This is a genomic window from Nocardia sp. NBC_01388 (genome assembly GCF_045040085.1).
Lineage (GTDB): Bacteria > Actinomycetota > Actinomycetes > Mycobacteriales > Mycobacteriaceae > Nocardia.
This window is the reverse complement of sequence record NZ_CP109553.1, coordinates 4,585,806-4,597,793: the sequence shown is the minus strand read 5'-3', so window position 1 is coordinate 4,597,793 and position 11,988 is coordinate 4,585,806. Positions and strand designations below refer to the sequence as shown.

Annotated in this window: 8 protein-coding genes; 5 read left to right on the top strand and 3 right to left on the bottom strand. The window is 67.5% G+C overall.

What is annotated here, in order from left to right:
• Window positions 1-102: 102 nt before the first annotated feature.
• Window positions 103-1,680 carry an FAD-binding oxidoreductase gene (locus OG716_RS22620; protein ID WP_405139839.1) on the top strand — a complete coding sequence of 526 codons (1,578 nt, stop codon included), beginning with the start codon at window positions 103-105 and terminating at the stop codon, window positions 1,678-1,680.
• Entirely contained in the window at window positions 1,677-2,603 is a 927-nt protein-coding gene (locus tag OG716_RS22615) for a YegS/Rv2252/BmrU family lipid kinase (RefSeq protein ID WP_405132776.1), read from the top strand. Before OG716_RS22620 ends, OG716_RS22615 begins: the two co-directional genes overlap by 4 nt.
• 364 nt (window positions 2,604-2,967) lie before the next feature.
• Here the strand turns inward: OG716_RS22615 and OG716_RS22610 are convergent, their stop codons facing one another.
• Window positions 2,968-4,257 (bottom strand): DegT/DnrJ/EryC1/StrS family aminotransferase, encoded by a 1,290-nt coding sequence (locus OG716_RS22610; protein ID WP_405132775.1) that lies wholly within the window; start codon window positions 4,255-4,257, stop codon window positions 2,968-2,970.
• A gap of 118 nt (window positions 4,258-4,375) precedes the next feature.
• Window positions 4,376-5,536: a 2-deoxy-scyllo-inosose synthase gene (locus OG716_RS22605; RefSeq protein ID WP_405132774.1), complete on the bottom strand. Its 1,161-nt coding sequence runs from the start codon at window positions 5,534-5,536 to the stop codon at window positions 4,376-4,378.
• 285 nt (window positions 5,537-5,821) lie between these two features.
• On the opposite strand from OG716_RS22605, the gene OG716_RS22600 reads away from it, so the two are divergent.
• The gene (locus OG716_RS22600) at window positions 5,822-6,616 is read left to right on the top strand and encodes a helix-turn-helix domain-containing protein (RefSeq protein WP_405132773.1); all 795 of its coding nucleotides are present in this window, start codon (window positions 5,822-5,824) and stop codon (window positions 6,614-6,616) included.
• Here the strand turns inward: OG716_RS22600 and OG716_RS22595 are convergent, their stop codons facing one another.
• On the bottom strand, window positions 6,617-7,408 hold the full coding sequence (locus tag OG716_RS22595) for an alpha/beta fold hydrolase (RefSeq protein ID WP_405132772.1): 792 nt from the start codon (window positions 7,406-7,408) through the stop codon (window positions 6,617-6,619).
• A gap of 369 nt (window positions 7,409-7,777) precedes the next feature.
• Here OG716_RS22595 and OG716_RS22590 point away from each other — a divergent pair, with 369 nt between their 5' ends.
• Window positions 7,778-10,495, top strand: a complete 2,718-nt coding sequence (locus tag OG716_RS22590) for a valine--tRNA ligase (RefSeq protein ID WP_405132771.1) — start codon at window positions 7,778-7,780, stop codon at window positions 10,493-10,495.
• Window positions 10,492-11,934, top strand: coding sequence for a bifunctional folylpolyglutamate synthase/dihydrofolate synthase (locus OG716_RS22585; RefSeq protein ID WP_405132770.1), 1,443 nt, complete (start codon window positions 10,492-10,494; stop codon window positions 11,932-11,934). Before OG716_RS22590 ends, OG716_RS22585 begins: the two co-directional genes overlap by 4 nt.
• Window positions 11,935-11,988 lie beyond the last annotated feature (54 nt).

The following is an 11,988-nucleotide window of genomic DNA, read 5'->3' as shown; positions in this document are numbered from 1 at the left end:
CGTTACTGCTTGACATTCTATGTCAGACTGTAACGCATGGTCGACACACGAGCAGCATCCGCTTCGCCGGGAAACCCGGGCGAGCCGCAGGCCCGCGCGAGTATGGTGTGGGACGCCTGGGGCGACCCGTCCGGACACAAACCGCTGCCCGAAACCATTCGGGGATTGCTCACGCAGGTATTCGGGGTGTCCGCGGACGCGGCGACCCGTCGCGATGAGGGCGACGTGCCGCTACGTGAATCCGCGCTCACCCCGGATCAACATGCCGGGCTAGTCGCGGTGGTCGGTTCCGAGAACGTATCGCTCGACCACCGCGATCGGCTGCGCCACGCAGGTGGCAAGAGCACCCCCGATCTGCTGCGCCGCCGCGCCACCGAGCCGCAGGACGCTCCGGACGCCGTGCTGTTCCCCGGTGATCACGACGAGGTCGCCGCGGTGCTCGAATACTGCAGTGCCGGAGCGATTGCCGTGGTCCCCTTCGGCGGCGGCACCAGCGTCGTCGGCGGACTCGACCCGGCCCGTGGCACTTTCGCCGCGGTCATCACCCTGGATCTGCGCCGCCTGGACACCCTCACCGAGGTCGACACGATCAGCGGCACCGCCACACTGGGCGCGGGCATCACCGGCCCGCGTGCCGAGGAACTGCTTGCCGAGCACGGACTTTCGCTCGGGCACTTCCCGCAGAGCTTCGAATTCGCGACCATCGGCGGTTTCGCCGCCACCCGCTCCTCGGGCCAGGCGTCGGCCGGTTACGGCCGCTTCGACGATATGATCCAGCGCCTCCGAATCGCCACGCCCAGCGGCACTCTCGATCTCGGCCGCGCCCCCGCCTCGGCCGCCGGACCCGATCTGCGCGAGCTGTTCTCCGGCTCGGAGGGCACTCTCGGCATCATTACCGGGGTCACCCTGCGCGTGCACCCGATCCCGGAGACCACCGCCTATCGCGCCTGGTCGTTCCCCGACTTCGCCACCGGCGCGAACGCGCTGCGCACCGTCATCCAGGCGGGCGCGAACCCCACCGTCATGCGACTGTCCGATGAGGCCGAGACCGGACTCAATCTGGCCCGCGCCGGCGATATCGGCGGCGGTACGGTCGGCGGCTGCCTGGCCATCACCACCTTCGAGGGCAGTGCGTCACATGTCGCGGCCCGCAGCACCGAAGCCTCCAACCTGCTCGCTGCCGCCGGTGGCACCGCACTCGGCGAAACCCCCGCCCGCGAATGGGAGCACGGCCGCTTCTCCGCCCCGTACCTGCGGGATGCGCTGCTGGACGCCGGAATTCTCTGCGAGACCCTCGAAACCGCCACCAGCTGGTCCAATCTCGACAATCTCAAGGCGAAAGTCACCGCCGCACTGACGGATTCACTCACCGCGCAGGGCACCCCCGCCCTGGTCATGTGCCATATCTCGCACACCTACCAGACCGGCGCCTCGCTCTACTTCACCATTGTCGCCAAGCAGGCCGACGACGCCATCGCCCAATGGGCGCAGGCGAAACGGGCCGTAGGCGATGCGATCGTCGCAGCCTCGGGAACCATCACCCACCACCACGCCGTCGGCGCGGACCACCGCCCGTGGATGACCGCCGAAATCGGCGACCTCGGCGTCGAGGTGCTGCGCGCGGTCAAACAGGCCGTAGACCCCGCCGGAATCCTGAACCCTGGGAAGCTGATTCCGTGAGAGAGATCCACTCGATAGCGCTCGTGACCAACCCGCTGTCCGGTCACGGCAAGGGCGTACAGGTCGGGATCGACGCGGCGGACCGGTTCGCGGCGCGCGGTGTCAATGTCACCGAGATCCGCGGCAGTTCGGCGGCCGATACCGAACGGCAGGTGCGGGACACCCTCGCCAATCCGGAGACCCGACCGGACGCGGTGGTCGCGGCGGGCGGCGACGGCCTGACCTGCGTGGTGCTGCAGGCACTGGTCGGTACCGGCGTACCGCTGGGACTGGTGCCCGGCGGCACCGGCAATGACCTCGCCCGCGAGGTCGCCATCCCCGACGACACCACCGCGGCCGTCGATGTAGTACTCGGCGGGCGGACCCGGACCATCGACCTCGGCACCGTGCAGGCCGAAGGCGCCACCGTGCCCATGTGGTTCGCCACGGTCACCGGCACCGGTTTCGATGCGCGAGTCACCCTGCGCGCCAATGAATTGCGCTGGCCGAAGGGCCCCATGCGCTACACCGTCGCCGCCCTGCTCGAACTGGTAGGCAAACTCGCCGTCCCGTACCGCGTAGAACTGCACGGCTCCCCGGACCACCCGGACGGCACGATCGTCGAACTTGACGCCATCATGGTCGCGGTCGGCAATACGCGCACCTACGGCGGCGGCATGCTCATCTGCCCCGACGCGGTCATCGACGACGGCCTCCTGGACCTGACAGTCGTCGGCGCCATGTCCCGCCTGGACCTGCTCCGCCTGCTCCCCGCCCTCTCCTCGGGCAAGCGCATCGACCACCCCGCCGCCACTCAGTACCGCGCCGCCAGCTTCACCCTGACCGCCCCGAACGCCCCCGCCACCGCGGACGGCGATCCGGCGGGCCTACTCCCCGCCACCTTCCACGCCCACCCCGGCGCACTCGAAATCCTGGTCCCCTGAAACCGCCCCGCCACCCGTCCCGCGTGCCTCCTGATCGACCCCACGCCGAACAGCGCGCTCCGGGATCGATCAGCATCTCCCCGTACAGGGCAGCCTTCATATGTGCTGCGCGCTCCTGACACGCTGTGCGAACCGAACAGCGTGCCTCCGGACCGCACAGCCTTCGTGCGTGCGGTGTGGTCCCGACATGTGCTGTGTGGTCGAGATCCTGTCCGGATCGAACGGCCCGTGCGGACCGTACAGTGCGTCTCTGTGCCGCACAGCATTCATGCATGCTGGGCGATCCTGATGCGTGCGGTGTCGTTCTGGCACGGGCAGTTTCGGTTGGGCGGACTGTTTGGTGTGGTCGGGCCGGCGTGGCCGACTATGTCGTGGGGATTGGGGTGCCGGCCACGGTGAGGGTGCTCGAGAGGGTGCGGACTTTGTCCAGGGCGGTGAGGATGTCGTGGATGTCGCGGGGGTCGCCGAGTAGGACGCTGTGGTGCATGAGGAGGGTGTGGCCGCAGTAGTGGTCTGCGCCGGGGAAGGGGCGGTCGGTGGCGCGGGCGGTGTTCCAGGTGGCGGCGAAGCGGGGTTTGGTGTGGGGGCGGAGGAGATTGCTGCGGGGCAGGGGGATTCGGGGTCGGTAGACCCTGGTGTGCAGTTCGGCGGTGAGGGCTGCGGCGACCTGTTCGATGGCGGCATTGCCGAAGGTGCCGGGTTCGAAGCGGAGGCCGTACTCGTAGACGGCGCGCCGATTCACCTGTGCCGGAACCGGAATCGGCGTCAGGCCAGGGATCGCGGAGAGTCCGGCCTCCAGCTGCCGTGTCCGGGATTCGCGGTGCGCGTGCTGGGCGTCCAGCCGTGGCAGCTGATCGAGCAGTACCCCGGCGGTCAGCTCCGACATGCAGTAATTGCCGCCCATGATCTCGCCGAGCTCGACCAGCTCGTATTCGCCGGGCAGCGGATCGTGCGCGCTGTATCCGCGCGAATCGGCGCGCAGCATGAGCATGCGCCGGTGCAGCTCCGGACTGTCGGTGATCGCCGCTCCGGCCTCACCTGCCGCGAGGGTTTTGGCCGCACCGAGGCTGAACACCCCGATAGCGCCGAAGGTGCCGACGGCCCGGCCCGCCCACTGCGCCCCGTGCGCCTGCGAGCAGTCCTCGACCAATGCCAGACCCATATCGCGGGCCAATTCGGCGAGCTCGTCGATCGGCGCCACGGTGCAGGCCAGATGCACCGCGATCACGGCCCTGGTGCGCCCGGAAACCGCCGCGTACACGTGATCGGCGGTGAGACAGCCGGTTTCGGGATCGACATCGACCAGCACCGGCAGCGCCCCGACCCGCAGCACCGCGGTGGCGGGCGCGACCCAGGTGACGGCGGGCACGATGACCTCATCCCCGGGGCCGATGCCCAGGGCCTCCAGTGCGATGACCAGCGCACTGGAACCGTGGTCGACACTGACCCCGAACGCCGCACCGTTGTACCGGGCGAACGCCTCCCCGAACAGCCGCTCCCGGGACTTCCCGCCCGCCGGGCTGTACCAGCTCACCGACCAGCGCGAAGAGCGCAGCGCGGCAAGCAGTTCCGCCTCGGTATCGGCGTCGTACTGTGGCCACTGCGGCCACGACACCCCGCCCCGCACCGGCGCCCCGCCATGAACCGCAAGCATGAAATCTCCTACCGAGCTGATCACTGTCGTACGCGCGGTCGTCGCGCAGAGAAGGTGTGCCGCGCAGCAGATTCCGCGCGCGAGATCGTCCGCCGCATCCATGTGGTGCGCGTGCGAATCAGTGGATGCCGACCGCGGGGGCGGCGGGGGAGGGCTGGGCGATGACCTCCAGCGCTTCGCGGATCTCCGGTACCGAAACCTGCACCAACGGCAGAGTTCCGGTCATGGCCGGCCGGCCCAGGCTGCGCAGCAGCACGAACGGCACCGAGCCCGGGCGCGCGTCGAGGTAACCCTTCTTGTTGTCCTGCTCAACCACCCCGAGTACATCGGCGACGCGCACCGTGGACGGCAGCCACGGTTCGACGCCCAGCCCCGCGACGATGTCGTAGTGCACGCTCACCTCGTCATCGGACAGCCACCCGCGCGCATGCGATATATGCGCTGCCACCAGCATTCCCACCGCAATCGCGCCGCCGTGCGTAATACCCGCCGCACCGCGCACCCGGTGATCGCAGATTTCGATGGCATGCCCGGCGGTGTGGCCGTATTCCAGGACCAATCCGGTGCCGCGCTCGAACGTATCATCCTGCGTCACCGAGGATTTGGCATCGATGCTCGCATCCAGCAGCCAGGTCAATGCCTTCGGCGTGGCCAAGGAGCCGGAGGCGATGATGGCGCGCAGTGGTGCCACTGCCGCCGGGCGAATGGCGAGGCAATTCTTCGCCATTTCGCAGAAACCCGAACGCAGTTCGGCCTCCGGCAGCGTCTCGAACAACCGCACATCGGCGTACACGGCCGTCGGCGCGTAATAGGTGCCGATGTGATTCTTGCCGACCGGGCTGTTGATCGCCTGCTTCAGCGACAGCACCGAATCCATGGCGGCGATCGTGGTCGTCGGTACATGCACCAGACGCACCCCGCGGAACAGCAGATTCGCCATGAGCCCGGCCAGATTTCCGGGTACGCCGCCGCCGAACGCCACCACCACCGAGCGCCGGGTCATACCCGACCGCAAAGCCTTCTCCATATGATCGGACAGGCATGCGAGCGTCTTCATGGATTCACCCGCACGATGGGTCAGCGTGAGGGACGGAGTATCACCGGCCAGCCGCTCGATGACCGTACGGTACAGGCTCAGCACCTGATCGTCGGTCACGAAAACCAGTTTGTCGGCGGCCATTCCGGCAATGCCCTCCGCAATTTCGGCGAGACAATCCTCGCCGAAGGAATACGGATAGGACTGCTCGCCGATCCGAATGGTGCGCGAAGTGATGGCCATTCCCTTGCTCCTGATTCTGCGGCGAACTCGCTCCGAACTTCACTGCCAGCGCCGGTGCTGCCTCGCTGTGCAAATATCGAATGGCATGTCTCCCTTTGGCAACCGGTGGGATACCCCAGTCATGGGCTGTGCCCCGGGCCGCAACCACTGGGCGGGGCAGCGCCGCGCGCCGGTGCCACTGTCAGGGGTACCGGCCCTGGTGAACTCGGGTGTGGCGGCGGGCCTTCGCCCGGTACTGTGCTACTCGAGCCGGGTGGCACGAACCGGCAGTCGATCGGAGAACCGTTGTCCGACAATGAAATCGGAGTACCGACCGCAGAACTGCTGCGCGCGCCGACGCTGGCCGAGTTCATTCGCGAGCGCCGCACCCGGGGCACCTCGCGCCATCCGGCCGGCCTGACCCGCAAGCAATTGGCCGAGGCCACCCACGCCAGCCTCGGTTATGTCGCCAAGATCGAACAGGGTGATGCCCTCAATCCCGGTCCGGCGATTCTGGATTCGCTCGCGACCGTGCTGTGCCTGGACTCCGCCGAGCGGGTGCACCTCTACCACCTCGCCCAGCAGCGCCCCATCCCGCCGACCCCGGAGCCGCTGCGCCGCGACAGCGCCGCGGCGGCCACCGTGCGGACCACCCTGGACGCGCTGCTGCCGCATCTGGCCGCCGCGCTCGACGACGGCTGGCATGTGGTCGACTGCAACAGCGCCTTCGACGAGGCGTTCCCGGGTCTGCGCCGCAGCGGGCACGTACTGCGCTGGATCTTCACCGATCCGCGCGCCCGCATGGTCATCGAGGACTGGGAGCGCGAGGCGCGGCTCATGGCCGGTCGCTTCCGCGCCTACGCCGCGCACGCCGCGGACCGCGAGGACATCGACCTGCTGCTGCGCGAACTCGGCGAATACGCCGACTTCCGCCGCCTGTGGGAGGACGCGCACGTATCGATCGGCCGCCCGGACTCCGCCTTCCAATTGCGAAATCCCAAGACGGCCAACGTATTCGACGTGGTGGTGCAGCGGTACCGCAGCACCACGCCCGAATCCGCCCATCAGCTGTTCATCGGATTGGTCGGTCGGGGTGTGTGATCAGTCGGGCAGGCCGTCCATGAATGTCCGAAAGAGCGCGTTGACCTCCTCCGGATGTGTCAGATTCGCGGCAATGGCGGCGCCGGGAATGGTGTGCGTCTCGGCCCTGCCGCCGAGTGCCTCGGCCAGTTCCCGCATGTCCTCCGGACTGGTGGCCTGATCTCCGACGCCGCGCAGAATCATTGCGGGACAGTCGATATCGCCGAGCAGCTCCAGCACCGAATCGCGGTTGATCACGCAGTCGGCCGCCTGCCGAATGCGCCCGCGATCCTCGGCCAGCCATTTCTCGCGCCACGGCCGCCGATGCTCCTCGGTCCCGCCGATGGTCAGCGCCGACACCATCTTCATGACCGGGGCGGGCAGCACGTACCCGGTCCAGAAGTCGAGAACCTCGCGATAACCCGCCCGGCGCTGCGGGGTCATGGCCGTGGCCGCCGAGCCGATCACGATCAACCCGCGCGTGCGCGGCCGGGCCAGCAGTGTCATCCGCAGCGCGGTGCACGCACCGTGCGCAACGCCGCCGGCCACCACCCGCTCGAGGCCGAGGTGATCGGCCACCGCCCAGGCGTCGCGCGCCAGGTCCCAATAACTGAAGGGCGTCCCATCGTCCTCGGTGCGGCCGTGCCCGCGCGAGTCGATGCAGACGAGGCGAATCCGCTCGCCCAATTCGGCCCGCTGCAGCTCGAACATCTCCTGGTCCATCAGCATGCTGTGGCCCAGCACAAGTGCCGGTCCTGTCCCTCCCGAGTCGGTGTAGTGGATCTTCGCTCCCCCACGAGCAACGAACGGCATTCTGGGACTTTACGACGTCATCCGGCGTCCGGGTATGTGAAATGCAATTCAGTCACACATGAAAAGCCCTGTATGCCAGCAGAATCCGGGGCTTGTATGGAAAGGCCCACCGCCTGCGCAGCTGAACTGCGGGTCGTGGAAGCAGTGCGGCCCACGCAACGTGAATGCAACGAAATGTGGCCTACCCTGGCCCATTTGGGCCAGAACCTGAGAATTGCTTATGGATCCGAGAGAGGCGCCGCAATCGGCGGTAGGCTTACCTTCGAAGGCGGGGCCTTCGGTGTCCCTCATCCGCCGAAAGCCCCGCCCTTCGGCTTTCTCCGGCACCACCGCGGTCGGCGCCGATTCCCGGCCATCTAGAATCTCACGGTGACCAGCACAGCCTCTGAGAACTCGCGTAATCGTGCCGATGCCCTCCCCAAGAACTGGAATCCCAGTGAGGTAGAGGGTGACATGTACGAGCGCTGGGTAGCCGCTGGTTACTTCCAGGCCGACGCCACCTCCGCCAAGCCCCCGTACTCGATTGTGCTGCCGCCGCCCAATGTGACCGGCAACCTGCACATGGGCCACGCTTTCGACCACACCCTCATGGACATCCTCACCCGCCGCAAGCGCATGCAGGGTTATGAGGTGCTGTGGCTGCCCGGCATGGATCACGCCGGCATCGCCACCCAGTCCGTGGTGGAGAAGCAGCTCGCCGTCGACGGCAAGACCAAGGAAGACTTCGGCCGCGAACTCTTCATCGACAAGGTCTGGGATTGGAAGCGCGAATCCGGCGGCGCCATCCAGGGCCAGATGCGCCGCCTCGGCGACGGCATCGACTGGAGCCGCGATCGCTTCACCATGGACGAGGGCCTGTCCCGCGCCGTGCAGACCATCTTCAAGAAGCTCTACGACGCCGGGCTCATCTACCGTGCCGAACGCCTGGTGAACTGGTCGCCGGTACTGCAGACCGGCATCTCCGACCTCGAGGTCACCTACAAGGACGTCGACGGCGAACTGGTGTCGCTGCGCTACGGCTCGCTCAACGACGATGAGCCGCATGTGATTGTCGCCACCACCCGGGTGGAGACCATGCTCGGCGATACCGCGGTCGCGGTGCACCCCGAGGACGAGCGCTACCGGCACCTGGTCGGCACCACGCTCTACCACCCGATCACCGGCCGCCAGATCCCGATCGTCGCCGACGACTACGTCGACCCCGAATTCGGTTCCGGCGCAGTGAAGATCACACCCGCGCACGACCCCAACGACTTCGAACTCGGCCTGCGGCACAACCTGCCGATGCCGACCATCATGGACAAGACCGGCAAGATCGCCGACACCGGAACCGAATTCGACGGCATGGACCGCTTCGAAGCCCGGGTGAAGGTGCGCGAACGCCTCGCCGAAGAGGGCCGCGTGGTCGCCGAGAAGCGGCCCTACAGCCACAGCGTCGGCCACTCCGAGCGCTCCGGCGAACCCATCGAACCGCGCCTGTCCATGCAGTGGTGGGTCAAGGTCGAGACCCTGGCCAAGGCCGCCGGTGACGCGGTTCGCAACGGCGAGGTCAAGATTCACCCCGCCAGCCAGGAACCGCGCTGGTTCGACTGGGTCGACAATATGCACGACTGGACCATTTCCCGGCAGCTGTGGTGGGGCCACCGCATCCCGATCTGGTACGGCCCCGAGGGCCAGGTCGCCTGTGTCGGCCCGGACGAGCAGGCCCCCGAGGGCTGGGTGCAGGACCCGGACGTCCTCGACACCTGGTTCTCCTCCGGCCTGTGGCCCTTCTCCACCATGGGCTGGCCGGACTCCACCGCCGAACTCGAAAAGTTCTATCCCACCAGCGTTCTCGTCACCGGCTACGACATCCTGTTCTTCTGGGTCGCCCGGATGATGATGTTCGGCATGTTCGTCTCCGACGACCCGGTGCTCGCTGAGGGCAAGGATCCGCAGCAGAAGCAGGTGCCGTTCCGGGATGTGTTCCTGCACGGCCTGATTCGCGATGAATTCGGCCGCAAGTACTCCAAGTCCAAGGGCATCGGCGTCGACCCGCTGGTGTGGATCGACGAATACGGCGCCGACGCAACACGATTCACGCTCGCCCGCGGTGCGCAGCCCGGCAGTGACCTGTCGGTGGGCACACCGCACGTGTCAGCCGCGCGCAACTTCGTCACCAAGCTGTTCAACGCGAGCAAATTCGCTCTGATGAACGGCGCCGAGCCGGGCACGCTGCCGGACCGCGCCGATCTCACCGACACCGACCGCTGGATCCTCGATCGGTTCGAAGAGGTTCGCGCCGAGGTGGATTCGAATATCGACCGGTACGAATTCGGCAAGGCGTTCGAGGCGCTCTACCACTTCACCTGGGACGAACTGTGCTCCTGGTACCTGGAGCTGGCCAAGGTGCAGTTCGCCCACTCCGAGGAGCGCGCCGCGAACACCCGCGTCGTGCTCGGCAATGTGCTCGACGCCGTCCTGCGACTGCTGCATCCGGCCATGCCGTTCGTCACCGAACAGCTGTGGCAGGCCCTCACCACCGACGCCGCCGGGGTGCGGACGGGCGTCGAATCCATCGTCATCGCGGAGTGGCCCACCAGTTCCGGCATCGCCACCGATGAGGTTGCGGCCCGCCGTATTTCGGACACCCAGCGCCTCATCACCGAGATCCGCCGGTTCCGCAGTGATCAGGGCCTGGCCGACAGCCAGAAGGTGGCCGCCAAACTGATCGCCATCGACACCGCCGATCTGGTCGCACAGCAGGCCGAGATCACCAACCTGGCCCGTCTCACCGCGCCCGGCGACGATTTCGCCGCCACCGCCTCCCTCGAGGTGCGGCTCACCAACGCCACCGTCACCGTCGAAATCGATACCTCCGGGACCATCGACCTCGAGGCCGAGGCGCGCCGCCTGGAGAAGGACCTGGCCGCCGCGCAGAAGGAATTGGCAGGCACCACCGCCAAACTCGGCAACGAGGCCTTCCTGGCGAAGGCTCCCGACGAGGTGGTCGCCAAGATCACCGCGCGCAAGGAGATCGCCGAATCCGAAGTCGAGCGCATCGGCGCCCGGCTCGCCGAGCTCGAGAAACTGGCGGTGCGCAAATGAATGCCGAACCCGAACCGCAGTACAACGACGCCGGTCCGCTGCTGACCTCGCCGGTCGATCTGGCCGAAATGGCGCTGGTCGAGGCCGAACTGGACAAGCGCTGGCCGGAAACCAAGATCGAGCCGTCGCTGACCCGCATCGCGGCGCTCATGGATGTGCTCGGCTCCCCACAGCACGGCTACCCGGCCATCCAGATCGCCGGCACCAATGGCAAGACCTCGGTCACCCGCATGATCGATTCGCTGCTCACCGCGCTGCACCGGCGCACCGGGCGCATCACCAGCCCGCACCTGCAGCTGGCCACCGAGCGCATCGCCATCGACAATGCGCCCATCACGCCCGGCCAGTACGTCGAGCTGTACCGCGAACTGCTGCCGTTCCTCGAGATGATCGACAAGCAGTCCCTCGCGGCCGGCGGCCCGGCGCTGAGTAAGTTCGAAGTGCTCGTCGCCATGGCCTACGCGAAATTCGCCGAGGCGCCCGTCGATGTCGCGGTGGTCGAAACCGGTATGGGCGGCACCTGGGACGCGACCAATGTGATCGACGGACAGGTCGCCGTCATCACCCCGATCGGCCTGGATCACACCGAGTACCTCGGACCGGATCTGACCTCCATCGCGGGGGAGAAGGCCGGAATCATCAAGAAGGCACCGGTCGACGAACTGGTCCCGCGCGACACCGTCACCGTCATCGCCGAGCAGCAGCCCGAGGTGATGGAGGTGCTGCTGCGCCGCGCCGTCGAGATGGATGCGGCTGTGGCACGCGAGGGTTCGGAGTTCCGGGTGCTCTCGCGCCGAGTCGCCATCGGCGGCCAGGTGCTGGAACTGCAGGGCCTCGGCGGCGTCTACGACGACATCTTCCTGCCGCTGCACGGCGAGCACCAGGCGCACAATGCGGTGCTGGCGCTCGCCGCGGTGGAGGCGTTCTTCGGCGCGGGCGCCTCGCGCCAGCTCGATATCGATGCTGTGCGAGCCGGATTCGCCTCCGCCGTCAGCCCCGGCCGCATGGAGCGCATGCGCAGCGCGCCGACTATCTTCCTCGACGCCGCGCACAATCCGCACGGTGCGAAGGCCCTGGCCGCCACGCTCACCAGCGAATTCGAATTCCGCAAACTGGTCGGAGTGGTTGCGGTACTGGGCGATAAGGACGCCGCGGGCATCCTGGATGCGCTCGAACCGATCTTCGACGAAATCGTCGTCACCGAAAACGGTTCTCCCCGCGCCCTGCCCGTCGAGAGCCTGGCCAACCTGGCCGTACAGCGCTTCGGTGATGAGCGGGTGGCCGTCGCCACCGATCTGCCCGATGCCATCGAGACCGCCATCGCCCTCGCCGAAGAAGGCGAGAGTGGCGAACACGTCTCCGGTGCGGGCATCGTGGTCACCGGATCGGTCGTCACCGCAGGGGCGGCCCGCTCGCTGTTCGGAAAGGACCCCGCGTGAGTGGTCAGGCCCGAAGGCGGCAGCTTGCGTAACCACGAAGGGCCCCACGAGGGC

Excerpts from the sequence above, each read along its gene's own strand:
- OG716_RS22620 (WP_405139839.1), top strand. The coding sequence starts at position 103 with ATGGTGTGGGACGCCTGGGGCGACCCGTCCGGACACAAACCGCTGCCC.
- OG716_RS22610 (WP_405132775.1), bottom strand. The coding sequence starts at position 4,257 with ATGCTTGCGGTTCATGGCGGGGCGCCGGTGCGGGGCGGGGTGTCGTGG.
- OG716_RS22605 (WP_405132774.1), bottom strand. The coding sequence starts at position 5,536 with ATGGCCATCACTTCGCGCACCATTCGGATCGGCGAGCAGTCCTATCCG.
- OG716_RS22595 (WP_405132772.1), bottom strand. The coding sequence starts at position 7,408 with ATGCCGTTCGTTGCTCGTGGGGGAGCGAAGATCCACTACACCGACTCG.
- OG716_RS22585 (WP_405132770.1), top strand. The coding sequence starts at position 10,492 with ATGAATGCCGAACCCGAACCGCAGTACAACGACGCCGGTCCGCTGCTG.